This window comes from Chitinophaga sp., assembly GCF_039596455.1.
Lineage (GTDB): Bacteria > Bacteroidota > Bacteroidia > Chitinophagales > Chitinophagaceae > Chitinophaga.
In genome coordinates, this window is the sequence record NZ_JBCNJR010000002.1 from 509,190 (window position 1) to 534,764 (window position 25,575).

Genomic DNA, 25,575 nt, shown 5'->3' on the forward strand with positions numbered 1-25,575 from the left:
TTAAGTTATTATTATAATAAGGCGCTTTTAGTGAATTTTGTACCTGTTATCAAAAAACAGATCAACTTTTAAAGCGGATACCATGCTTTTCACACCTTACAAAATGGGCATCCATACCTTGCAGAACAGGATAGTAATGCCCCCAATGACCCGCTCAAGGGCCGCGGCCGGAGATGTGGCCACAGACCTGATGGCGGAATATTACGGCCAGCGCGCCGGCGCCGGCCTCATTATCAGCGAAGGCACGCAGATCAGCCGGCAAGGCCAGGGTTACGCCTGCACGCCCGGCATATACACGCCGGAGCAGGTGAAGGCCTGGCAAAAAGTGACGGATGCGGTACATGCCAGGGGCGGAAAAATATTCGCGCAGCTGTGGCACGTAGGCCGCGTGTCCCACACCAGCCTGCAGCCGGACGGTGAAGCGCCCGTAGCCCCTTCCGCCATACAGGCAGAAGGCGTGAAGGTATTTGTGAACGGGCAAATGGTACAGCATTCCATGCCGCGGGAGCTGACCATTCCTGAAATACACCAGATCACCCGAGATTATGCCAAAGCTGCACAAAACGCCATAGCAGCAGGTTTTGACGGAGTGGAGCTGCACGGCGCCAACGGCTACCTCATAGAGCAGTTCATAGACTCACAAACCAACCTCCGCACAGATGAGTATGGCGGCACCCTGCAAAAGCGCCTCCGCTTCCTGGATGAAACAGTGCGCGCCGTGGCTGATGCTATTGGCCCGGAAAGGGTAGGTGTGCGCCAGGCGCCGCTCACCACGCTGATGGGTGCGGTAGACGACCATCCTGAAGAAACGTACATTGCCGCGGCCCGCGTGCTCAACAACATCGGCATTGCCTACATTCATATTGCAGAGGCAGACTGGGACCATGCGCCCGTAATGTCTCCGGCGTTCAAAGAGGCATACCGGCAAGCCTTTTCCGGCTCGCTCATCTACGCCGGCAAATACACCAAAGAAAGGGCGGCCGAAGCGCTGGAGAAAGGATGGGCAGACCTGGTAGGCTTTGGCAGGCCGTTCATAGCCAACCCGGACCTGCCGCACCGGCTGCAGCATAACCTGGCGCTGAACGAGCCTGACAGGAGCAGTTTTTTCGGCGGCCATAGCGCGGGGTATACAGACTACCCGTTTTACAACACGGCCGCTATAGCGGGCTGAAAGACGTGCTGATACGTACACCATCTGAAGGGGCCAGTGAAGCCCCTTTTTCCGTTTTGATCTACCGCTTGTGGAAATCGATTGCAATTCTGGATATAATTTATGTATTTTGGCTGTCCATGTTTTAAATCATTGTACTGTTATGAATAACGAATACTCCAGGAGATCGTTCCTGAAACAAGCTATGCTGGCCTCTGCCGCTGCTGCCACACCAGGCATTCTGATGGCGAAGGGCATGCCGCTGCCCCGCAGGATAGGGGCTAACGAAAAAGTGAACCTGGCCTGCATAGGCATTGGCAACCGCGGAGGGGAAATTACGGCCGAGCTGTATAAAACCGGCCTCGCCAACATTGTAGCGCTGTGTGATGTAGACATGGGCGCGCCGCATACCCAGAAAATACTGAAGATGTTCCCGAACGTGCCGCGCTTCCAGGATTTCCGGCAGATGTTCGACAAGATGGGCAACCAGATAGACGCCGTGTCTGTAGGCGTGCCTGACTTCTCCCACTTCCCCATTACCATGATGGCCATGGGCCTTGGCAAGCACGTATATGTGGAAAAACCGATGGCCCGTACCTTCAATGAAGTGGAGCTGATGATGAAGGCGGCGAAGAAATACCCGAAAGTGGTGACCCAGATGGGCAACCAGGGGCACTCTGAAGCCAACTATTTCCAGTTCAAGGCCTGGGTGGAAGCGGGCATTATTAAAGATGTGACCTCCATTACCGCGCATATGAACTCTCCCCGCCGCTGGCACGGCTGGGATACGCATATCAAGTCTTTCCCGCCGGCAGAAACGGCGCCGTCTACGCTTGACTGGAACGTATGGCAGATGGCTACACAGGGCCACAGCTATAACAAGGATTTTGTGAACGGCCAGTGGCGCTGCTGGTTTGACTTTGGTATGGGCGCGCTGGGAGATTGGGGAGCGCACATTCTTGACACGGCTCACCAGTTCCTCGACATGGGCCTGCCGTCCGAAGTGAGCGCCGTGAAGCTCTCCGGCCATAATAATTTCTTCTATCCCATGTCTTCCACGCTCTCTTTCAAATTCCCGAAGCGCGGCAGCATGCCCCCGGTAGAGGTGATGTGGTACGACGGGGTAGACAACCTGCCGCCTATCCCGAAAGGGTACGGCGTGTCTGGCCTGGACCCGAACATTCCGCCGCCCAGCACCGGCGCCATCAAGCCCGCCAAGCTCAACCCGGGCAAGATCATTTACAGCAAAGACCTCACGTTCAAGGGCGGCTCTCACGGCAGCACCCTGTCTATCATTCCTGAAGAAAAAGCGAAGGAAATGGCTTCCAGGCTGCCTGAAGTGCCCAAGAGCCCGTCCAACCACTACGCCAACTTCCTGAAAGCCTGCAAGGGCGAAGAAGAGACCCGCTCTCCCTTTGCCATTGCCGGGCCGTTGAGCCAGGTGTTCTGCCTGGGGGTACTGGCACAGTGGCTGGATACCAAGCTGGAATTTGACCGTGATAAGAAAGTGATCACCAATAATAAAAAGGCCAATGAGCTGCTGGTGGGCCCGCCGCCGCGCAAAGGCTGGGAACAATATTACAAGGTGTAAGTCTGGTATTCCGGATGCAAGTGAAGAGGCTGCCACAGAGGCGGCCTCTTTTTTATGGTTTGTTCCCGCACTTCTTTATATATTGTACCCAATTGCTGCAGGCGCATCAACCCGCCGTTTTTCTGATTTTTTATTTGTTGCATCTTGTCTGCCATAGGGATAAATAATGAAAGGGAATTGCTGAAGCAGGTAGCGGGGGGCAGTGAAAAGGCTTTCCGGGAGCTGATGGCTGTTTACCAACCTCTGTTGCTTACTTTCGTATTCAGGCTGACGCGTTCAGCCGGTACTGCGGAAGAAATTGTGCAGGACGTATTCCTCAAAATATGGATGGGACGTGAGGCGCTGGCAGATGTACAGCGTTTCAAAAGCTATTTGTTCACCGTATGCCGCAACTATGCGCTGGACCAGCTGCGCAAGCTGATCAGGGAACAGCGGCAGAACGCGGAGTGGGAACAATCGCAAGCCGCAGTGCCCGTAGCAGAAACGCCAGCAGAGGCAGATGCGGCAGCTTATTTCTTTACGCTGCTGGATGAAGCGGTGGCCCACCTGCCGCCGCAGCAGCAGAAAGTGTACATCCTCAGCCGCCGCAACGGCCTCACCCACGCCCAGATCTCGAAACAGACCAGCCTGTCTGTGCTCACCGTAAAAAAATATATGAAGCTGGCCATTGCGGCCGTTACGGCCTTTATCCGCGCCAGGCTGGGCAATGCGCCCCTTGCGCTGGTATGGCTGGCCGTCTCCGCCGGAAATTTTTTCTAAAAAAGTTTGCCACCCATGGCCCCCTGCCGGGTACCTGCTGCGTCTTATATGCAGGGGCACCTGATACGCCCGGCCATTATGCATGAGAATACCATACAGGAACTATTCCACCGTTATCTGCAAGGCACTGCCACGCCGGAAGAAGAGCAGTTGCTCATAAACATGCTCCGTGAGAACCGGGATGATGAGCAGCTTACCGCCCTGTTAAAAGAGGAGTGGGAACAGCTCAGTGAAGCAAACCCGCGTTTTGCCAATTATGACGTAGCGGCATCGTGGCGTGCAATTGTTGACCCGGAAAGCCGTAAACCCGCCAGAATACGCACATTGCGCCGCTGGGGCTGGGCCGCCGCCGCCGCAGTGCTGCTGGCGCTGGCCGGCAGCGCTTATCTTCTCCGGCAATCACCTGACCAGCCGCCTCCCGTCATCACCGCTCACAAGAACGATGTGCCGCCCGGCAGCAGCAAAGCCACGCTGGTGCTGGGAGATGGCTCTGTAGTAAGCCTTGACAGCGCGGGCAACCGCCTCATCAGCCAGGGCCATACCGCCATCCGCCAAACGGGCGGCCAGCTGCAGTACGAGGGGGAGGGCAATGCGGCTGAAGTAACTTATAATACACTGACTACGCCCAACGGCGGACAATTTAAAGTGACGTTGCCGGATGGTACGCAGGTGTGGCTGAACGCCGCCTCATCCATCCGGTACCCCACTGTATTTACCGGGGAAAAACGTGTAGTGGAAATTACCGGTGAGGTATACATGGAGGTAGCCCGGCGCCTGCAAAAAGGAGGGCGCAGCGCCGGGCCCTTTGTTGTAAAGGTGCGCACTGCTTCCGGCAACAGCAGCGAAATAGAAGTGCTCGGCACCCATTTCAACATCAACGCCTATAACGATGAGCCGGCCGTGAACACCACGCTGCTGGAAGGCAGCGTGAAGGTTACTTCCGGCAGCGGCCGCACGTCGGTGCTGAAGCCCGGCCAGCAGTCGCAGGTAAACAGCGGCGGCGCCATTCACATCGTAGAGCAGGTGAATACCGGTGCGGTGATAGCCTGGAAGCAGGGTTATTTCTCTTTTGCGCAAACAGACCTGCGCACGGTAATGCGGCAAATAGGCCGCTGGTACGATGTAGAGATATTGTATGAAGGCAACGTGCCGCAAAAGAAATTCGGAGGGGCCATACCACGTGATAATAATGCATCTGAAGTATTGAAAATACTGGAACTGAGCGGGGTGCATTTCAGGATAGAAGGGAAGAGGATCATTGTAACACCTTAACAGCCATCTTTTTTTAATAGCTGGATAACCAAAATGAAACCGCTCCGGTGTGAGAGTCGGAGCGGCCCCGCTTGCAGCGGCATTCCGGGTTATTCAACAATCTTGTCTGGTACTGTTTTTTCACCCAAAACGTCATCAAAAGTATGCAAATTTTTTATTGCAGGCCCCGGTATTTTATCCGCAGGGCATCAACCAAAATGCTGTTGTGTATGAAGTTAACAGCCCTTTTTTCATTTGTTTTATGCCTCCAGGTCAACGCCTCGGTAAAGGCGCAGAAGGTCACTATTTCGGAGAAAGACGTGTCTATGCAAAAGGTCTTCTCCCTGATCACTGAACAAACGGGCTTTTCTTTTTTCTTTGACGAAACCTGGCTGCAACAGGCCCGTAAAGTGACCGTAGACGTGAGGAACGCGCCGCTGGAAAAGGCGCTGGACATCTGTTTCCTCAACCAGCCGTTCACCTATTCCATCATCCGCCGAACGGTGGTGATCAGGCCCCGCAAAACACTTCCACTGCCGGAAACGGCGCCTGTACAGCAAAGCCGGGAAGTGACGGGCATTGTGGCGGATGAAAAGAACGTGCCGCTCTCCGGCGTGAGCGTAACGGTGAAAGGCACTACGCTGGGCACCGCCACCGGCACGGACGGCCGCTTTACGCTGAAGCTGCCGGGGGAGACGGCTACGCTGGTGTTCTCGTCGGTGGGCTTTGAGCCGCGTGAAGTGCCCACGGGCAAAAGCAGCAACCTGGGCGTGATCATGCTGCTGCGCGCCAACGTTTCATTGAATGACGTGGTGGTAACCGGCTACGCCACGCAAAAGAAAGCGAACCTCACCGGCGCGGTGGAAAGCATCAGCAGCAAAGTAATAGAGTCCCGCCCGCAGGGTAACGTAGGACAGCTGCTGCAAGGCGTTTCTCCGGGCCTCAATATCACCACCAATAATACAGGCGGTGAGCCGGACGCCAGCATGAACTTCAATATCCGCGGCATGGGCTCGCCCTTCTTGCTGGTAGACGGTATGCCCATGAACATCAACCAGCTCAACCCTGGTGACATCGAATCTATCTCCGTGCTGAAAGACGCTTCTTCCGCCGCCATCTACGGCGCCTACGCGCCTTATGGTGTAATACTCGTCACCACTAAAAAAGGCGGCTCCGGAGACGGCAAGCCGCGCCTTACATATAACACCAGCCTGCAATGGGCAACGCCCATCCGCCTGCCCAAACCGGCCAACGGCCTGGAGTTGGCCAACTCCTGGAACGATGCCACCAAAAACTCCGGCATTGCGCCTTTCTTCTCCAACGATGTGATAGAAAAGATCAAACAATATATGAATGACCCTGTTAACACGCCCGGTACCGCGCCAGACCCGCTGGACCCGGGCAAATGGGGGAAACATGAATACGCCAACGCCAGCACCAACTGGTATGATGAGCTGGTGGAAAAATGGAGCTTCCGGCAAAGGCATAACCTCACGGTAGATGGTGGAAAGGAAGGGCTCACCTATTACCTTTCCACCGGCCTGTATGACCATGGCGGGCAAATGCGGTACGGCAACGAAAGTTACAAGCGTTATAACATAGACGCCAAGCTGAATACGAAGATCACGAAATGGGCGCAGGTGAACTTCCTCACCAAATACGCCCGCGCAGTGTCTGACTACCCGAATGACGGTTACGGCCTGGTACGGAGCGTGATGTGGCACGATCTTACGCGCCGCTACGCTACAGACCCGGTGAAGTATCCCAACGGGGAGTACAGCGAAATGTCAAGGATCAATGTGTATGAGAACGGCGGGCGGGACATTTACGTGAACAACGAATTGTGGCTCCGGCTGGAAGGCGCGCTGGAGCCGGTAAAGAACTGGTTCATCAAGGGAGACTATTCCTGGAAGAACGCCAGCATGACTAACACGGCCCATCACTCCCTGGTATATGCTACCGGCCCTACGGGAGACAAGTACGTTGCCTTCGATACCAGAACGCCCAATGACTATGCGCAAACCAGTGATGCGGACAACTACTGGACGTACAACCTCTCCACGTCTTATGAAAGAAAGCTGGGCCATCATAACATGAAAGCGCTGCTGGGCTTCCAGCGGGAATACCAGTATTTCAACAGCCTGTACGGCCTGCGCAACCGCCTCATTACAGACAACGTTCCTTCTATCACCACCGCCACCGGAGATATGAACGTGCGTGACAATATTTACCACTGGGCCACGCAGGGCACTTTCTTCCGCATCAACTATGATTACAAGGAAAAATACCTGCTGGAGCTGAACGCGCGCCGCAATGGTACGTCACGGTTTGAGGAAGGCAAACGCTCCGGCTTTTTTCCTTCCGTTTCCGCCGGTTACCGTATTTCCAGCGAGCCCTTCTGGTCATCGCTCTCGTCTTTCGTAGACTACCTGAAGCTGCGCGGCTCTTACGGTTCACTGGGCAACCAGAACGTAGCCAACTACCTCTACCTGCCCATTATGCCGGTTACGCAGCAGGCCAACTGGGTAATAGGGGAAACACGGCCCATTGGCATAGGCGCACCGGGGCTGGTAAGCGCCGGCCTAACCTGGGAAACGGTGCGCACCATGGACGTGGGCTTTGACGCCAACCTGCTGAAAAGCCGGCTGGAGGTGAACTTCGACTACTTCAGAAGAAGGGTGTACAACATGCTGGGCACTTCTTATCCGCTGCCGGGCGTATTGGGCACCACTGTTCCATTGGAAAACAACGCCGAAAGGCTGAACACCGGCTGGGAAACCTCCCTGGCCTGGAATGACCGGATAGGCGCCGTGAAATACAACCTGCGCGTAACGCTGTCTGACTACCGGGTGAAGATCACGAAGTGGAACAACCCGAATAAAACACTCTCCAGCAACTACGAAGGGCAGTACGAAGGCGATATCTGGGGCCTCCAGTCCAACGGGCTTTTCCAGTCGCAGGACGAAGTGGACAAACACGCCAAACAATCCCTGTTCTACGCCAACTGGCACCCCGGTGATGTGAAGTATGAAGACCTGAACGGAGACGGGGTGATCAATTACGGCAACCGTACCCTGAGTGACCATGGAGACCTCAAGATCATCGGCAACTCCACGCCGCGGTATTCTTACGCCGTATTCATGGGCGCCACCTGGAAAGACCTGGACGTGTCGTTGTTCTGGATGGGCGTAGGCAAGAGGGATGTATGGTTCAACGGCAATGTGTTCTGGGGGCAGCTGGGAGACGTATGGCAGAACAGCACTTTTAAAGAGCACCTGGATTACTGGAGCGAGAGCAACCGCAACGGGTATTATCCGCGCCCGTATTTCAGCGCGGAAGGCGCCAAGAACAGGGAAGTGTCTTCACTCTACCTGCAGAACGCCGCGTACTTAAGGCTGAAATCAGTGCAGGTGGGATACAACCTGCCGGAACACTGGCTGCGCGCCGTTGCCATGAAACGTGCGCGGGTATATTTCACGGGAGAGAACCTGCTGACCTTCTCGAAGATCAAAGGCATGTTTGACCCGGAAGGTATTTTCGGCACCTATGGCCAGGGCAAGATCTATCCGCTGTCCGCCATCCTCTCCTTCGGCCTAACCGTTCAACTTTAAAACTATTATCATGAAGCTGTTTTATCATATTGGTGTAATCATGATGCTGCTGGTTTGTTCCTGTAACGATAATTTCCTGGACAAACGCCCGCTGAACCAGATCTCCCAGCCGGAGTTCTGGAAAACCACGGGAGACCTGGAGGTGTACCTCAACAACCTGTACGGCTCGCTGCCGCAATGGGGCAGTCATGACGCCGGCCCATACTGGGCAGACAATAATAGTGACAACATGGTGCCCGGCCTGTACAATCTGCGCCTGGCGGGTTTATCCGTACTGCCTGTAACAGGCGGCGGCTGGAACTGGGGCAACATCCGCGCGGTGAACCTCTTCCTGGAGCAGGCGCCCGCAGTGCCCGGCGGGGCAGATAAAGACCACTTCCTGGGCGAGGGGTATTTTTTCCGCGCCTGGTTCTATTTTGAATTGCTGCAGCAGTTTGGGGACCTGCCGTGGATAGACAAGCCGCTGGCCACCAATTCACCGGAGCTGTACAACGAACGGCAACCGCGGAACATCATTGCAGATAATATTCTCAAAGACCTTGACCAGGCCATTGCCCTGCTGAAAGACAAGGAGACCGCGCCGCTCTTCCGCGTAAACCGCTCTGTGGTGCTGGCCTTCAAATCGCGCGTGGCCTTGTATGAAGGCACCTGGGAAAAATATCACCAGGGCACGCCTTACGGCGCGCAGGGCGCCAACCCCGCCAAATACCTGGAGCAGGCCGCCGCCGCCGCCAAAACCATGATAGATGAAAAGAAGTTTGCCGTATACAACCAGGGGCATCCTGAAAAAGACTATTCGTTGCTGTTCAACCAGTCAGACCTTTCCGGCAACAGCGAAGTGATTTTCTGGAGAAAGTACAAACTGGGCGTCACCTCTCACAACGGGCAGCGCTACCTTTCCATCCTGGCCGGCAACACCGGTATTTCCGCTTCACTGGTGCAGAGCTATCTCTGTACAGATGGAAAACCCATCAGCCTGAGCCAGCAATACCAGGGAGACAACGGCCTGGCCAACGTAGTGAAAAACCGCGATCCCCGCCTGCATCAGCTGATCTTTGTACCCGGAGACCCCATCACCATCGACTATAGCGGCGGTGGGGACACGCTTTCAAAATTCCAGCGTGCAGCCGTTAACCTCGGTGGAGATTCAAGAGACGTTACCGGCTACCAGATCAAAAAAGGCGCATACCCGGATAAAACGCTGCAGCAGGGAGACTTTATGTCTACCACCGCGCCCATTATTTTCCGGCTGGGAGAAGTGCTGCTCAACTATGCCGAAGCCAAAGCGGAGCTGGGCACGCTCACGCAGGCAGACGTTGATGCAAGCATCAACCAGCTGAGAAGCAGGGCCGGCATGCCGCCGCTGGTGATAGCAGCCATAGAGGCAGACCCCGCCTGGGATTTTCCCGGCCTCAGCGGCATCATCAACGAAGTGAGGCGGGAGAGAAGGGTGGAGCTGGCCTGCGAAGGTTTCCGGCTGCAAGACCTCCTGCGCTGGCGCGCGCATGAATTGCTGGTGAACAAACGCCCTAAAGGTGCTAAATTCATCAGCGCCGACTATCCGCCCGGTACAGACGTACCGCTGGATGCCGCGGGTTACATAGATCCGTACAAGCTGTCTCTCGTTAACGGCTACCAGTTCAAACCAGAGCGGGATTACCTGCTGCCGCTGCCGGCCTACGAATTGTCACTAAACGAAAAGCTGGCCCAGAACCCGGGCTGGCCGAGAAAATAAACATATGGTCAACTGGTTGATTTTACACTGCTGCCTGTGGCTGATGCCCGGCAAAACGGACACCCTGCCGCAATACACCGTCAATTCCCTGCAAGGCAGGCAGATAGATTTTAAACGTCCCGGCCACAAAGCGTGGGACTACTGCCGCGAAATAAAACCGCTGCACGCCCCCTGGGAGCAGCGGAAGGAAGGGGATACCCGTTTCCGCGCAGGGTATGACAGCCAGTATTTTTATTTCAGGTTCCTGGTGAAAGACAAGCTGCTGGTAACGGTAGACAACAGCACCGAAATAGCCGTGGCGAAGGGAGACCGGGTGGAAATGTTCTTTGCCGCAGACACCACCCTGCGGGAATACTTCTGCCTGGAACTGTCTCCCTACGGCAAGGTGCTGGATTACAAGGCCGCTTTTTACCGGAAGTTTGACGACACCTGGGACCTGGAGGGGCTGGAAGTGGCCGCCGCGCCGCACGCCAAAGGATATTATGTGTCCGGCCGCATTCCCCTGCGTTTCTTTAAAACACTGGCCGGCAGGGAAGGGGATATGAAAGGCGCCAGTGTATATGCCGGTGTGTTCAGGGCAGAGAAAAACAGCGAGCAGGCAACGGCCGGGTTCACGTGGTTCTCATGGGTAATGCCCAAGGCGGCCGACCCTGATTTCCACATTCCTTCCGCGTTCGGCATCTTCCGGTTCTGACGCGCATTTTTTAACATCAAACAACATCAACATGGAGTTATATAACAACAAAAAGATCAACAGAAGAACGTTCCTCAACCGTACCGCTCCCGCCATGGGCGCCCTGCTGCTGCCCTCGCTGATCAGCAGGGCCATGGCCGGGCCTGCCGCGTACGAAGGCCTGAAAACAAGAGGCGTGGTATTGGCCACGGAAGACCTGGAAACCCTGAACTGGCCTTTGCTGGCGCGAGATGCCGGCCTTACCACCATTGGCACCCACATCACCCCCTCACAGGTATCCGCCTTTATTCAATCTCCCAAAGGGCAGCAATTCCTGGCAGATTGCAAAAAATACAATATTGAAGTAGAGCATGAACTGCATTCCATGCATGACCTGCTGCCGCGTGACCTGTTCGCTAAAAACCCGGAGATGTTCCGCATGAACGAGCAGGGTACAAGGGTGCCTGACTACAATTGCTGCGTAAGCTCCACCCCCGCGCTGAACGTTATTGCAGAGAACGCCGTGAAATACGCCGCCGTGCTCACGCCTACCACGGGCCGTTATTTTTACTGGATAGATGATGCGGTGCCCATGTGCAAATGCCCGCAGTGCAAAGGCTACTCCGATACAGACCAGGCCCTCATTATTGAGAACGCCATGCTCAGGGCCTTGCGGAAAAAAGACCCGCGGGCTACGCTGGCGCACCTGGCGTATGTCAACACCATGCCGCCGCCGAAGAACGTGAAGCCGGAAGAAGGCATCTTCCTGGAGTTTGCGCCCATTTACCGGCAATGGAACAGGCCGCTGTCTGACGCCGCCGCCGGTGTGGATGCGCCCAAACAGGGCCATGGCGGCCGCCTTACGCATGGGGAAACTATGCAGCTGCTCCATGACAACCTCGCTGTTTTCCCCGTGGCCACCGCACAGGTGCTGGAGTATTGGCTGGACGTATCGCTGCAGAGCAAATGGAAAAAACCGGCCAGGCAGGTAGACTGGCACCCTGCGGTTTGCAGTGCAGACGTGAAGACGTATGCAGATGCCGGCATCCGTCATATCACCACTTTTGCGGTGTACATAGACGGTCAATACAAGGAAACGTACAAAGACCTGGCGTTTGTAAAGGAGTATGGGAAGATATTGAAAGAGTATGGTGTGAGGCAATAGGAGTAAAAGCCAGAAAATGCCGTTTTGCCGGTATGGATTTTACACGTATCTTTACAATAAGAAAAGCACGTGTATTATGACGACAAAACTCACTTTAACTATAGAGGATGAAGTAATCCATCTGGCTAAAAGTTATGCAAATGCTCATAACCAGAGCTTATCCAGTATAGTGGAGAGTTATTTACGGGCGCTTACTGCTTCAGCACAAAGAGGGCCCAAAAAACATGCTCCCCAGGTTGCCAGGTTGAAAGGGGCTGTTCAATTGCCGGAAGATTTCAACGATAAAAAGGCTATGGCAGAGGCGTTGGCAAAAAAATACGGCAAGTGAAACATATTTTTCTGGACACTAACGTTGTTATTGATTTCCTGGCCGGCAGGGAACCTTTTGCTACAGATGCAGCCTACCTGTTTGATGCCGCAGTTGCCGGTACCTGCAAAGTATATATTTGCGCCTTGTCTTTCAACAATATATGGTATGTGTTGAGCCAAACACTGAAAGATACGCGTACTATCGGATTGCTGAAGGAGTTGGAGAAAATGACCTTCATTGCTCCTGTAACGCAAGAAATAATCCGGCAGGCGTTGGAGGGAAAGTTTAAAGATTTTGAGGACGCGATTCAGTACTTCTGCGCATTGGAGTTGGGTATCATTGATGCCCTGGTAACACGTAATGCCAAGGATTTCAAAAGCAGCGAGTTGCCGGTTATGTCCCCTGCCGAGGCTGTGGCCTTTTTGCAGACATGAAAATCAGGCTTGATTAAAGCACGGTTGATATCGTTTGGCGGCCAGTATGACTTTAATTTTTCCAGTAATAAGCCCCTGTGTGTTTCACTACACGCAGGGGCTTCGTCATTCCGCCTGTTCCCGCCGCTGCCGGCTGCTCAGTATAATGCCCGCCAGCACCAGCACCCCGCCCGCCAGCTGCAGCGCGGTCAGTTTATCTTTCAGGAAAATAAAAGCGATCAGCGCTCCTATCACCGGGTTCAGGTTCAGGAAATTGCCCACTTGCGCAGCGGGCAGGCTTTCCAGTGCCTTGTTGTATAAAAAGTAGGCGAGGGCGGAGGCAAATACGCCCAGGTATACAATGCCCGCCCAGGCCTTCGGCGGTATGGGCGGCATGCCGTGCTGGTATACTTCATAAAGCGGAACTGGCAGCGAGAGTGCGGTGCCAATGAAGGTGCTGACCGTGGTGATGAGCACAGTGTCTGTATCTTTCAGGCTGCGTGCCAGCAGCGTGTACACGCTCCACAGGCAAACGGCGCCTATGATCAGGAAACTGCCCAGCAGGGCGTTGGAAGATTTTTCCGGGTTGCCTACAAAACCCACCAGTATAACGCCCGCAACAGACAGCAGAATACCTGCAATGGTGGTTTTGGCCAGGTGCTCTTTGAGTATCAGTGCGGCAGGCACGGCAATGGCTACCGGTACCAGCCCTTCTATCAGTGCGCCGGTAGAGGCGGCCACGTATTTCATGCCCGTGTTGAAGCAGAAGTAATAAAAGGTAGTGCCGGCCAGTCCCATCCACACCAGCTGTTTATACGGAAGAGGCTGTTTCACCTTCCGCCGCCGCGCCAGGTAAAAGGGCAGCAACGCCAGGCAGGCTACCACGTTGCGGATGCCGGCAGACAGTATGGGCGGCACTTCCGTCACCACTATTTTGGTAACGGTAAAGGAGCTGCCCCAGATGAGCATCACGAAAATAATGCTGAGAAGGCCGCCGATGCGGCCGGCGCGGGAGTGTTTTTCCATATGGTAATATGTAATATAACAAATCCCCGCTGCATGCAAATAATCCGATTCATTAACTTTAAAGAAAAAATACAGCCATGATAAAAGCATTTTTGGGTACGGGCCTGCTGGGCGCAAACTTTGTAAAGGCTATGCTGGACAGGGGAGAGCAGGTACAGGTATGGAACCGTAGCGCGGCAAAGGCCGCGGCGCTGGAGGCCTTGGGGGCGCGTGTGTTCAGCGCTGCGGCAGACGCGGTGAAGGGAGCGGACTATGTGCATCTCACCCTGCGGGACGATGACAGTGTGAATGAAGTGCTGGCGGCCGCAGCGCCTGGCCTGCAGCCGGGCGCGGTGATCATTGACCATACCACCACTTCCGCCGCGGGCGCCATACAACGCACCAGAGACTGGAAAGAACGCGGCTTCACCTACCTGCATGCGCCTGTATTCATGGGCCCGGCCAACGCCAGGGAAGGCAGCGGTTTTATGCTGGTATCCGGCAACCAGGAGGTGATCACAGCAGTACAGCCGTTGCTGGACAAAATGACCGGCAAGGTGCTCAACTTCGGCCCGGAAGAAGGTAAGGCGGCGGGCATGAAGCTCATCGGCAACTGCTTCCTCGTGGCCTTCACCGCCGGCCTCTCGGATACTCTTAGCCTGGGCAAGGCGCTCCACATTCCCGTGCAGGACATCAACGCCCTCTTTGAAGCATGGAATCCCGCCAACATGATAGCCGCCCGCCTGCAGCGCATGACCAGCGGAGACTACAGCAAACCCTCCTGGGAGCTGGCCATGGCCCGGAAAGACACACAGCTGTTTATGAACACCGTGCAGGGCAACGGCGCACTCACGGTGATACCGGCCATTGCCGCTGAAATGGACCGCTGGATAGAGAAAGGGTTTGGCAACAGTGACTGGACGGTGATTGCGAAAGATGCAGCAGACAGGTAAAACGGTTTGCGGGGAAGCGCCCCGGGAATTGTAAAGCTTACTATGCGGTTGTTCCGCGGAAGGCTTTGCAGGTAATTGAGGGATGATGGCCTGTGCAATGGCGGCGCCGCCGGCCGCATTTTCCTGATGTTGTTGGTACAATTCGTGCGATACAGCTGGCATGAGATACCGTGTATTAGCCACCGATTATGACGGCACCATCGCCCATCACGGCCTTGTGCCCGATGAAGTGGTGGCCTCCCTGGAAGCGCTCAAGGCCAGCGGCCGTGTGCTGCTGCTGGTTACCGGCCGCGAGCTGGACGAGCTGAAAGCCCTTTTTCCCCAACATATCCTTTTTGACCTGGTGGTTGCGGAGAATGGGGCTTTGTTATATGCCCCCGACACGCTCGAAGAAACCAGGCTGGGAGACCCGCCGCCGCCGGAATTTGTAGAAGAGCTGGCCAGGCGCGGTGTAACCCCGCTCTCCGCCGGGCGGGTGATAGTGGCCACCTGGGAGCCGCACCAGGCAACGGTGCTGGAAGTGATCAGGGAATCAGGCATGGAGCGGCAGATCATTTTTAACAAAGGCGCGGTGATGATATTGCCGCCGGGCATCAATAAATCCAAAGGGCTGGCAACGGCCCTGGACGCGCTGGGCTATTCCGCCCACAACGTGGTGGCGGTGGGAGACGCAGAAAACGATACCGCCCTGCTGCAATCTGCGGAATGCGCGGTCAGTGTGGCCAACGCGCTGCCGGCCTTGCAGGCGATCAGCGACTGGGTGACGCCCGCAGACCATGGCGCGGGCGTTATACAGCTGATAGAGCGCATCCGGGAAGACGATCTGCTGTCGTTAGACGAGCAGCTGCGTCGCCATCATCTCAACCTGGGAGACCGCTTTGACGGTGAGCCCTTTGAGCTGAGCCCTTACGGCAACGGCATTGTGCTGGCAGGCAGCAGCGGGGGCGGAAAAACCACACTTACCGCCGCTTTTATGGAAGTTTTGCTACAACATGGCTACCAGTTCTGCATGGTAGACCCCGAAGGAGATTACCTGGAGCTGGAAGGCGCCGTGGTGATCGGTGATACGCAGCAGCCGCCGGCTATTGAAGCCGTCATGCAATTGCTGGAACAGCCCAGGCAAAGTGTGATAGCCTGTACGCTGGCTTTGTCCATGGCGGAGAAACCAAAGTTCCTGCAGCAACTGTTGGTGAACATCCACGCATTGCAGCAGCGCAAAAGCCGGCCGCACTGGCTGCTGCTGGACGAAGCGCATCATCTGGCGCCGGAAACGGCCAACCCGAATACCTTTGCCACGCTCACCGCGCTCTGCAACTTTGTGGCCATTACCACCCAGCCCAAGCTGCTCCACAAATCGCTGCTTGAACAGACCAGCACCGTTATTGCCGTGGGAGAAGACCCGAAAGAGACGCTGAACAGCTTTGCGGCCATTACCGGTGATGCGCAGCCGTTGATCCCGGACGCAGGCCTGCAGAAAGGAGAAGTGATGGTATGGCCGCGTTCTTTGGGAGAAGCGCCTTTCCTCGTAAGAACACCCGTTCCCAAACAGGTATTGCAGCGGCATAAAAGAAAATACGCCACCGGGGATATGGGGCCGGACAGCTTTATTTTTACCGGCCCGGAAAAAAAGCTGCGGCTGAAGGCGGCCAACCTGCAAAGTTTTATGGAGCTGGCGGAAGGGGTGGACGATGATACCTGGACGTACCACCTGCAAAGAAAGGATTATTCCCGCTGGATGAGGGAGAGCGTAAACGATGAAGCGCTGGCCGAAAGGATAGAGAAGGTGGAAACATCCGAGCAGGACCCCTTGCGGTCACGCTCCGAAATAACCCGGCTGATACAGTTATATTATACCGGGCCCGCGTGATTATTTTTTTTAGTACTTTTAACCTGACAGCGTCACCAAAATCGAAAAAATTCCGTTCTACAGGTATGCAAAAAGTTCCACATAGCGAAAGCGAACTGCTGCGTATGATTGCTTCCGGAGACGAGCAGGCATACCAGGCAGTATTTGAACGCTATTGGGACGCTGTTTATTCCACCGCCCTGCTGCTGACCAAATCACCCACCCTGGCGGAAGACGTAGCGCAAGACGTGTTTACCGTGCTGTGGGAAAAAAAGGCATCGCTGCCTACCGTAGAAAAGCTGGAAGGTTTCCTCTTCATCACCGCCCGTAATATGATCTACACCCGTTTCCGCAAACTGGCCTCCGGCGATGCCTACAAACGGTACATACTGGACTGCTTCAGGGAAGAGGGCGGCCGCCGGGCAGATGAAATAACGGAGGTGAGGGAGCTGGAACAAACTATTCTCCGCGCCATACAGCAATTGCCGCCCCAGCAGCAGAAAGCTTTCAGGCTCAGCCGCTTCGAAGGCATGCGCCATGAAGAAATTGCCGTTACCATGGGCCTTTCCCGCGTTACCATCAAGAGCTACATTGTACAGGCCATTGCCACCCTCCGCAAAACGCTGGCCAATAACCCTTCAGGCGCCCTCATCACTCTCTGGGGCCTGCTTTTGCTGCAATAAAAAATTTTTTTCCAGGCAGCACCTCCTGTTGCCGCGGTTGTACGTCTTTATACTGTTACCGGCATCCCGGCCATTATAAGCACGTTATGGACCAGAAAACATTCTCCGCATTACTGGAAAAATATCTCAGTGAAGATCTGAGCCGGGAAGAGGCTGCCCGCCTGCTGGACTCCCTGGAAAACGAAGGAATGCGGCAGCAATGGGAAGAGGCCGTAGCCTCCCTGCTGGCCAACAGGTCTTTACACGGGCTGTCAGACCCCGCCCGCATGCAGGCCATCCGCCGTTCCATCACCACCTCCAGGGTTTCACGCATCAGGAAAATATTGTCTTACGCCGCCGCTGCCGCAGTGGCCGCACTGGCTATTGCAGGGCTGGCCCACCTGTTCAGGCCCGCCCGCATGAACGCGCCGGTGGCGAAATATACCGTTCCCATACAGGTAGCGCCCGGCGGCAATAAAGCCGTGCTCACACTGGCAGACGGCAGCCAGATAACGCTGGACAGTGCGGGAAACGGCGCTATTGCCAGCCAGGGGAATGTACAGGTACTAAAAACGGGCAGTGGGCAGCTGGCTTACAGCGCCGGCAGCGGCAACGCCGGCGGCGAAGTGAGCTACAATGTGCTCTCCACGCCCAGGGGCGGCCAGTACAAGGTTATTCTGCCGGACGGCACGGAGGTATGGCTGAACGCGGCTTCCACCCTGCGTTTCCCTACGGCATTCACCGGAAAGGAAAGGGTGGTGGAGCTGAACGGCGAAGCCTATTTTGAAGTGGCTAAAAACCGCCAGCTGCCTTTCAGCGTGAAAGTGAAAGACATGGCCGTGCAGGTACTCGGCACCCATTTCAACGTAATGGCCTACCAGGATGAGCGCAGCATTCAGACCACGCTGCTGGAAGGCGCGGTGAACATACAGCACGGCGGGGAGCAGGTGCGGCTGACACCGGGCCAGCAGGCGCAATTGGGCACAGGTGGGAAGGTAACGGTGAGTGACGATGTGGACGTGGAAGAAGTGGTGGCCTGGAAAAACGGGTACTTCCATTTTAACCGGGAATCCCTGGAGGGCGTCATGCGCCAGGTAAGCCGCTGGTACGATGCAGAGGTGACCTATGAGGGCCACGGCCCCCCGCGCGAGTTCGGCGGCAAGATCAGCAGGAGCAGCAGCATTACAGAAGTATTGAAAGTACTGGAATACAGCAAGGTACACTACAGGATAGAAGGCAAAAAAATTATTATCACACAATAGCACTCCGTTATGAAACAAAACAAGCGATTATGAAAAAAACACCTTGCCCTTAAATAGGACCGGACCCGAATAGCAGTCGGGCCCGGCAAATTGGTAAGGGCATTCCATGATGAATTTCGATACACGGTACTCCACGTTCCTGGCCGAAGGCCAGGTGGGATTTTATTACCCTAACAAACCAAATTTATGCTTTTTCGTTCTATTTGTACGCGGTATTTAAAACGGCGATTACTTGCCAAAACGCTGCTGGTTATGAAGCTCTCCGCAATTATCCTACTGGTTACCTGCCTGCAGGTCAGCGCCAGAAGTTACGCACAGAGCGTAACCCTTTCTGAAAAGAACATCTCCCTGGAACAACTGTTCCGATTTATTGAAAAACAGACCGGGTATGTTTTTTTCTTTGATCATAAACTGATAGACAAAGCGCCGAAAGTGTCGGTGAACTTTAGAAAAATGCCGCTGGAGAAGGCGCTTGACGAAAGCCTGAAAAACCAGTCCCTTACCTATTCCCTGGTGGGCAAAAACATTGTCATTAAACAGAAGGAAGTATACCAGCCCATGTCTTTCCTGAGGGGCCTGGTGCAGGATACCATGCTGAACGTCAACGGCCGGGTAACGGATGCCGCGGGCGCGGGGCTGCCCGGCGCTACGGTGGTGATCAAAGGCACTTCCACCGGCGCAGCTACGGACGCCAACGGTTATTTCAAGCTGCGCGCACCCAGGGGCGCCACGCTGGTGGTAACCTACATCGGTTTCAAAAGCGAGGAAGCCGTGGCGCAGAACGAGCAACCACTGAACTTTTCACTGGAAGAGCAGGTGAGCAGCACGGAAGAAATAGTGGTGATCGGCTATGGTTCTATTAAAAAGAGTGACCTCACCGGCTCGCTGAGCCAGGTGAAATCCAAAGATATTACCTCATACCCCTCTACCAACATCATGCAGGCGCTCAACGGCCGCGCGGCCGGCGTACGCGTGATCCAGAATAACGGATCGCCCGGCGGCGGCATCAGCGTGCGCATCAGGGGCACCAACTCCATCAAGGGCGGTAACGAACCGCTGTACGTGATCGATGGGTTCCCTTACAACGGTAATCCTACTTTCCTGCAGAACTCAGACATTGCTTCTATCGAAATATTGAAAGACGCGTCTTCTACCGCCATATACGGCTCCCGCGGCGGTAGCGGCGTGGTGATGATCACTACCAAAAGCGGCCGCAAGCAAAGCTATACTACGGTAGATGTGGATGCCGGTTACACCACGCAAATGGTGTCTAAAAAAATGCCGCTCATGAATGCGCAGCAATACGCGCTCCTGTATAATGAGCAGGCCAAGAATGACGGGCTGGCGCCGTATTTCACCCAGCAGCAGATAGACAGCCTGGGCCAGAACGCCGGTACGGACTGGCAAGACCTGGTGCTGCGCAATGCGCCTATTTACAATATCAGCGCTACGGTGAACGGCGGTTCGGAAAAAACAAAGTTCTCGCTCTCAGGCTCGGCCTTCCTGCAAGACGGTATTGTAAAGGCCAGCGATTATAAACGTTACAATATCCGGGGCAATATTGAGCATGATATCAGCAAGGTGTTCACCGTATCTGTCAACACCATCCTCACCCGCCTCAACAGCGCGCGGCAAAACTCCAGCCTTGGCAACCGTGGCAGTGACCTGATTTCCGCCATGCTGATGGCCCCGCCCTCCCTCACGCCCTACCTGCCGGATGGTACATACAGGAGGTTGAATACCGCCTATCCCTTTATCTCCAACGTAATTATCAACCCGCTGGTGCCTATCAACAACCAGACAGACCTCATCAAGGGAGACCGTGTGCTGACCAATGCAGCTGTTACCATCAAACCGCTGGATGGGCTCAGCATTAAAATATCAGGAGGTATAGATAACCTGAACGACAGGGTAGACAGGTATACTAAAAGGGAGCCCACTACCAACTCCGTGGGCAGCGCAGGTATAGAGACCACACAACAAACCGGCTTGCTGAGCGAGAATGTGATCACCTATATGAAAGAGGTCAACAAACATTCTTTCACGTTGATGGGCGGGTTTACTTACCAGGATAATGTGACCACCACCCTCAACGGTTCCGGCACCGGTTTTCTCTCCGATGTTACCGGCACCGGCGATCTGAACAGTGCCAATACGCCCGGCATTCCCGGCAGCGGGTACTCAAAATGGGTACTGCTCTCTTATCTGGGCAGGCTGAATTATTCTTTTGACGATAAGTACCTCTTTACCGCCAGCATCCGCAGAGACGGGTCATCTCGCTATTCAAAGAAAAATCAGTGGGAGAATTTCCCTTCCGCCGCCTTTGCCTGGAAAGCGTCTAACGAAAACTTCCTGAAGCAGTCCCGCGTAATTTCCGACCTGAAGCTGCGCACCAGCTACGGTCTTTCAGGCAACACCTCTATTGCGCCATTCCAAACGCTGAACCAGCTGGGCTCTTTCAATACTATATTTGGAGATCAGTTGTACGTGGCGTTTGCTCCCGGTACTACGCTGCCTGGTGACCTGAAATGGGAAGTTACCCGCCAGCTGGACGTTGGAGCAGATATCGGTTTCCTGCGGAACGGGCTGCGCCTTACATTGGACTACTACCGGAAAAAGACTGTTAACCTGCTGAATGACGTGCCGTTGCCTGCCTCCCAGGGTTATAACATTACCGTGCAGAACGTGGGAGAAGTAGAAAATAGAGGCTTTGAAATAGGGCTGGATGCAGATATACTGAAACGTGAAGTGAACTGGACGGTGAATGCCAACATTGCCTTCAACCGCAACAAGGTGCTGAAGCTGTACAACGGGCAGGATATAGTGGGTACCGCATTTTACACCGGCTCACTGAACGACTATGTGAACCTGCTGCGCGAAGGCCAGCCGATGGGCATCTTTTACGGGTATAAAGAGACAGGCTATACTGCCACGGGTACCCTGCAGTATGAAGACGTGAATAAGGACGGCATGATCAACGCGGCAGACAAAACTTTCATCGGCAATCCCAATCCTGATTTTATCTATGGCCTCAACTCTGTAGCCAGCTGGAAAGGGCTGGAGCTGACGGTGTTCATACAGGGTTCTCAAGGCAATGACATCTTCAACCTGAACAATGCGGCCGCGCTTGACCTTGGCATGGGCCTCAACCTGCCGCGCGCAGTGTATGAAAGCCACTGGACGCCGGAGAACCCTAACGCCAGGTACCCGAAAATAACACGTACGCTGAACGGCAACATGTCTACCCGCTTTGTGGAAGACGGCTCTTACCTCCGTTTCAAGAACATACAGCTGGCCTATAACCTGCCGGTGCAGCGGTTGAACTGGAAGTGGATCAAATCCGCCCAGGTATATGGTAGCGCCCAGAACATGATCACGTTCACCAAATACTCCTGGTACGATCCGGAAGTGAACGCATATGGCGGTGCCAATTCCATCAACCAGGGCATAGACTATGCCATCTATCCCACCAGCAAATCCGTAACGTTCGGTATCAGGTGCGGTTTCTGATCAAATTTTATTACACTAAGACATTACATATGAAACAGTCTTTTTTGCTCATATTCACTATACTGCTCTTGGCGTCCTGCTCGGATATGCTGGAGGAAAAACCAAAGTCCATTGCAGCAGAAGTTTTTTACAATACGCCCACGGAGGTGGAAGCCGGCCTCAACGCCATTTACGGCCCCATCCGGGAGGGCGGCTTCCTGGGCGCGCTATATCCCTGCCAGCAGGAAATTTATGCAGAATACCTGATCGGCCGTGGCAGCCACGCGCCGCTGAATGACTACAACGGCCTGGACAACACCAACATTACCCGCATTGACGGGATGTGGACGCTGCTCTACCGTTCCATCCGCAATGCCAACATCGTGATAGAGAAAGCGCCGCAAGGTTCTTCCCTGACGCCTGACCAGCTGGACCGTTACCTGGCCGAAGCCCGGTTTATGCGCGGCCTCTGCTATTTTTTCCTGGTACGCAACTGGGCCGGCGTTCCGTTGCGTACGGAAAACAACGCTGATTCTTCCAATGTACGCCGTGCCTCAAAGGATGAGACGTATAACTTCCTGCTGGCAGACCTGGAGTGGGCAGAGCAACACCTCCCGGATGCAGCCCGCCTTAGCGGAGCGCCTTCCAAACTGGCCGCCAAGGCTGTGCTGGTAGATGTGTACATGAACCTGCACCAGTATGACAAGGCACGTGACAAGGCGCTGGAAGTGATCAACTCCGGCAAATTTTCACTGGTGAACGTAACGGTGGCGGAAGATTTTGAAAAGCTGTTCGGGGCGGATATCACCAGCTCACCGGAAGAGATCTTCTACCTGAAATATGCCCGTACGCCCAGCGGGCAAGGGTTTTCATATCCCCACTACTGCCACTATCCCAACTCCGGCTACTACCCGCCGGGCGGCTATTACACGTTCTACAGCGATACCGAGCAGAACAGTTTTGTCAAGAACTGGGATAAGAACGACCTGCGCTATACTTTCAACTGGTACGGGCAAACCTTCGGCCTGGGGCCCAATACCGTTCTCATTAAAAAGTTCAAAGACAGGGCAGCGGTAACGGCAGGCGGTAATGATTACCCCATGTACCGTTATGCAGACATCCTGCTGTTCTACGCGGAAGCGGTAGCACAGGCCGGCGGCGCGCCCACGGCAGATGCTATGGAGAAGCTGAACATGGTACACCGCCGCGCCTATGGCAAAAACCCGCTCACGGCCGACGCTTCGGTAGATTTTTCGCTGGCGGCTTATGGCAGCAAACAGGCTTTCATAGACCTGGTGGTGAAGGAGCGCGGTTATGAAAACTGCGCGGAGGGGAAACGCTGGCTTGACCTGAAGCGCCTGGGCATTGCGGAACAGACCATACTGGCCGTAAAAGGCAAAGCCATGACGCAGCGCCACCTGCTCTGGCCTATTCCCACTATTGAATACAATTACAACACTGCTATAGACCCGGCAAAAGACCAGAATCCCGGCTATTAAAACAACAGCGTAATGATGAGACCTATGTTACTGGTTTGCCTGCTGCTGCTGTCTGCCGCCACCATGGCGCAGACAGTGCGGCAGGTAGACATCTGCGTATATGGCGGGTCTTCCGCGGGCGTAATAGCCGCGTACACCGCCAAAAAAATGAACAAGTCCGTGCTGGTGATAGAGCCCGGCAAAAGACTGGGCGGCCTTACTTCCGGCGGCCTGGGTTATACGGACATTGGTAATAAATATGCCATCAGCGGCCTCTCGCGGGATTTTTACCGCCGCGTGGGCAAACACTACGGCAAATTTGAACAGTGGATATTTGAGCCCGGCGTGGCGGAACGCACCTTTCACCAATACATCCGCGAAGGCGGGGTAGAGGTGTTGTACCAGCACCGCATTACCGCTGCCACAAAAGAGAACGGCCGCGTAACGGAAATACAGCTGGAGCACTCCGCCGGCGGCAGCGCCAAACACACCGCCGTACGCGCCAAAATGTTCATTGACTGTTCTTATGAAGGAGACCTGATGGCCCGTGCCGGTATTTCGTATACGGTAGGCCGTGAGGCCAACGCCCAATACGGGGAAACCTACAACGGCGTGCAGCTGCGTGATAAACACCAGTTCCCTGACGGTATAGACCCGTACAAAATACCCGGCAAGCCGGAGAGCGGGCTGGTATGGGGCATCAGCCCCGCGCCGCTGGAGCCGCAGGGCACGGGAGACAAGAAAGTGCAGGCCTACAATTTCAGGATATGCCTCAGCAACCAGCCCGGCAATATAGTACCCATCACCAAACCGGAAGGTTATGACCCTGCCCGCTATGAATTGCTGGCACGCGTGGTGGAAAAACTGAAGCCGGACAATTTCAAAGGTATCCTGAAGTTTGACAGGATGCCTAACAATAAAACAGACATCAACAACAACGGCCCTATTTCAACAGACATGATCGGGATGAACTATGATTACCCGGAGGCAGACTACGCCACCCGCGAGAAAATAACCCGTGAGCATGAGCTGTACAACAAGGGCCTGCTGTATTTCATTGGTCATGACCCGCGCATGCCGGAAAGCCTGCGCACGGAAATGCTGAAATGGGGATACGCTAAAGATGAATACCCGGAATCAGGCCACTGGTCGCCGCAGATGTACGTACGCGAAGCCCGCAGAATGGTGGGCGCCTACGTAATGACGCAGGCCCACTGCGAAGGCAGGGAAGTAGTGCAGGACGGCGTAGGCATGGCCGCCTATAACATGGACTCTCATAACTGCCAGCGTATAGTGGTAAACGGCATGGTGAAAAATGAGGGGGATGTGCAGATAGGCGGCATCAGCCCGTACCCGATTGCTTACCGCTCCATTATCCCGAAGGCGGAAGACTGCCAGAACGTGCTGGTGCCCGTTTGTTTGTCTGCCACCCATATCGCGTACGGCTCCATCCGCATGGAGCCCGTGTTTATGGTGCTGGGCCAGTCTGCCGCTACCGCCGCCGCCATGGCTATTGACAACAACCAGTCTGTGCAGGAGGTGAACGTGGCCGCGCTGCAGCAGCTGCTGCGCCAGAAACCGCTGGCCACCAACGCCACGGCGGAAATATTGGTAGATAATGATGATGCAGCGCAGGTGACCGTAAAAGGCAGCTGGAAAAAAGAGGCCCGCGGCGCGTACGGCCCTTCGGCATATTTGTCTGACAATGGCGGCAGCGTACGGTTCACGCCGGCCGTGGTGAAAACAGGCAGCTACAGGGTATATACCTATGTGCCCAAACATGCCGGCCTTTCCGCTACTACCCGCATACGGCTCTCCGAAAACGGGCAGTCCGTGAAGGAAACAAGCTATACCGCCGCCTCCGTGCGTGTGGAAGGGCAAACTTCCGGTGAATGGGTAGACCTGGGCGTGATGAAGCTCACCAAAGGAGGCAAAGCCTTTGTGGAAATAACGGCAGAAGGGGCAGACGGCCTGGTGGTGGCGGATGCCGTGCTGTTCATGCCGCAATAAGGCAGATTTTTCCTCCCGGTTTGCCTGTTCAATAAAGAAAATACGTAACTTCAGTATATGCCGGCCCAAAAGTAAGTTTTACGCTTGGGCCGGCATTGTTGTAATAATACTATATTAACAGTTGCCTCAACCGACCCTCAAGCGAACGTGAAGCGAAGGAGAAGCGAAGGAGAAGCCTCGGAAGGAGGTGTTAAAATAGTATCGATTTTGGT

At 54.8% G+C, this 25,575-nt stretch carries 18 protein-coding genes; 17 read left to right on the forward strand and 1 reads right to left on the reverse strand.

Annotated elements, in window-relative coordinates:
- The first annotated feature begins 82 nt into the window (after positions 1-82).
- From ABDW36_RS11775 to ABDW36_RS11820, 10 genes are all read left to right on the forward strand, one after another.
- Positions 83-1,171 carry an alkene reductase gene (locus ABDW36_RS11775; protein ID WP_343702099.1) on the forward strand — a complete coding sequence of 363 codons (1,089 nt, stop codon included), beginning with the start codon at positions 83-85 and terminating at the stop codon, positions 1,169-1,171.
- A 142-nt stretch (positions 1,172-1,313) separates the two neighbouring features.
- Complete coding sequence (locus ABDW36_RS11780; RefSeq protein ID WP_343702100.1) at positions 1,314-2,741, forward strand: Gfo/Idh/MocA family oxidoreductase; 1,428 nt, start codon at positions 1,314-1,316, stop codon at positions 2,739-2,741.
- A 144-nt stretch (positions 2,742-2,885) separates the two neighbouring features.
- On the forward strand, positions 2,886-3,500 hold the full coding sequence (locus ABDW36_RS11785) for a sigma-70 family RNA polymerase sigma factor (protein WP_343702101.1): 615 nt from the start codon (positions 2,886-2,888) through the stop codon (positions 3,498-3,500).
- A gap of 15 nt (positions 3,501-3,515) precedes the next feature.
- Positions 3,516-4,772: a FecR domain-containing protein gene (locus tag ABDW36_RS11790; protein ID WP_343702102.1), complete on the forward strand. Its 1,257-nt coding sequence runs from the start codon at positions 3,516-3,518 to the stop codon at positions 4,770-4,772.
- A 209-nt stretch (positions 4,773-4,981) separates the two neighbouring features.
- Positions 4,982-8,362, forward strand: a complete 3,381-nt coding sequence (locus tag ABDW36_RS11795) for a TonB-dependent receptor (RefSeq protein WP_343702103.1) — start codon at positions 4,982-4,984, stop codon at positions 8,360-8,362.
- A gap of 10 nt (positions 8,363-8,372) precedes the next feature.
- Positions 8,373-10,097 (forward strand): RagB/SusD family nutrient uptake outer membrane protein, encoded by a 1,725-nt coding sequence (locus ABDW36_RS11800; RefSeq protein WP_343702104.1) that lies wholly within the window; start codon positions 8,373-8,375, stop codon positions 10,095-10,097.
- A gap of 4 nt (positions 10,098-10,101) precedes the next feature.
- Positions 10,102-10,791: a carbohydrate-binding family 9-like protein gene (locus ABDW36_RS11805; protein ID WP_343702105.1), complete on the forward strand. Its 690-nt coding sequence runs from the start codon at positions 10,102-10,104 to the stop codon at positions 10,789-10,791.
- A gap of 31 nt (positions 10,792-10,822) precedes the next feature.
- Positions 10,823-11,935, forward strand: coding sequence for a DUF4838 domain-containing protein (locus ABDW36_RS11810; RefSeq protein ID WP_343702106.1), 1,113 nt, complete (start codon positions 10,823-10,825; stop codon positions 11,933-11,935).
- 76 nt (positions 11,936-12,011) lie between these two features.
- Positions 12,012-12,263 carry a DUF6364 family protein gene (locus ABDW36_RS11815; RefSeq protein ID WP_343702107.1) on the forward strand — a complete coding sequence of 84 codons (252 nt, stop codon included), beginning with the start codon at positions 12,012-12,014 and terminating at the stop codon, positions 12,261-12,263.
- Complete coding sequence (locus tag ABDW36_RS11820) at positions 12,260-12,679, forward strand: PIN domain-containing protein (protein WP_343702108.1); 420 nt, start codon at positions 12,260-12,262, stop codon at positions 12,677-12,679. Before ABDW36_RS11815 ends, ABDW36_RS11820 begins: the two co-directional genes overlap by 4 nt.
- A gap of 105 nt (positions 12,680-12,784) precedes the next feature.
- Here the strand turns inward: ABDW36_RS11820 and ABDW36_RS11825 are convergent, their stop codons facing one another.
- On the reverse strand, positions 12,785-13,684 hold the full coding sequence (locus ABDW36_RS11825; RefSeq protein ID WP_343702109.1) for a DMT family transporter: 900 nt from the start codon (positions 13,682-13,684) through the stop codon (positions 12,785-12,787).
- A gap of 77 nt (positions 13,685-13,761) precedes the next feature.
- On the opposite strand from ABDW36_RS11825, the gene ABDW36_RS11830 reads away from it, so the two are divergent.
- The 7 genes from ABDW36_RS11830 to ABDW36_RS11860 all read left to right on the forward strand — a co-directional run bounded on the left by ABDW36_RS11830 (position 13,762) and on the right by ABDW36_RS11860 (position 25,363).
- Positions 13,762-14,616: an NAD(P)-dependent oxidoreductase gene (locus ABDW36_RS11830; protein WP_343702110.1), complete on the forward strand. Its 855-nt coding sequence runs from the start codon at positions 13,762-13,764 to the stop codon at positions 14,614-14,616.
- Between the two features lie 160 nt (positions 14,617-14,776).
- Positions 14,777-16,483 carry an HAD hydrolase family protein gene (locus ABDW36_RS11835; protein WP_343702111.1) on the forward strand — a complete coding sequence of 569 codons (1,707 nt, stop codon included), beginning with the start codon at positions 14,777-14,779 and terminating at the stop codon, positions 16,481-16,483.
- Between the two features lie 65 nt (positions 16,484-16,548).
- Positions 16,549-17,145: a sigma-70 family RNA polymerase sigma factor gene (locus ABDW36_RS11840; RefSeq protein WP_343702112.1), complete on the forward strand. Its 597-nt coding sequence runs from the start codon at positions 16,549-16,551 to the stop codon at positions 17,143-17,145.
- A gap of 86 nt (positions 17,146-17,231) precedes the next feature.
- Positions 17,232-18,386, forward strand: a complete 1,155-nt coding sequence (locus tag ABDW36_RS11845; protein WP_343702113.1) for a FecR domain-containing protein — start codon at positions 17,232-17,234, stop codon at positions 18,384-18,386.
- Between the two features lie 252 nt (positions 18,387-18,638).
- Positions 18,639-21,896, forward strand: coding sequence for a TonB-dependent receptor (locus ABDW36_RS11850; RefSeq protein ID WP_343702114.1), 3,258 nt, complete (start codon positions 18,639-18,641; stop codon positions 21,894-21,896).
- A gap of 29 nt (positions 21,897-21,925) precedes the next feature.
- Positions 21,926-23,374 (forward strand): RagB/SusD family nutrient uptake outer membrane protein, encoded by a 1,449-nt coding sequence (locus ABDW36_RS11855; protein WP_343702115.1) that lies wholly within the window; start codon positions 21,926-21,928, stop codon positions 23,372-23,374.
- Positions 23,375-23,386: 12 nt separating this feature from the next.
- Complete coding sequence (locus ABDW36_RS11860; protein ID WP_343702116.1) at positions 23,387-25,363, forward strand: FAD-dependent oxidoreductase; 1,977 nt, start codon at positions 23,387-23,389, stop codon at positions 25,361-25,363.
- Positions 25,364-25,575: the final 212 nt, after the last annotated feature.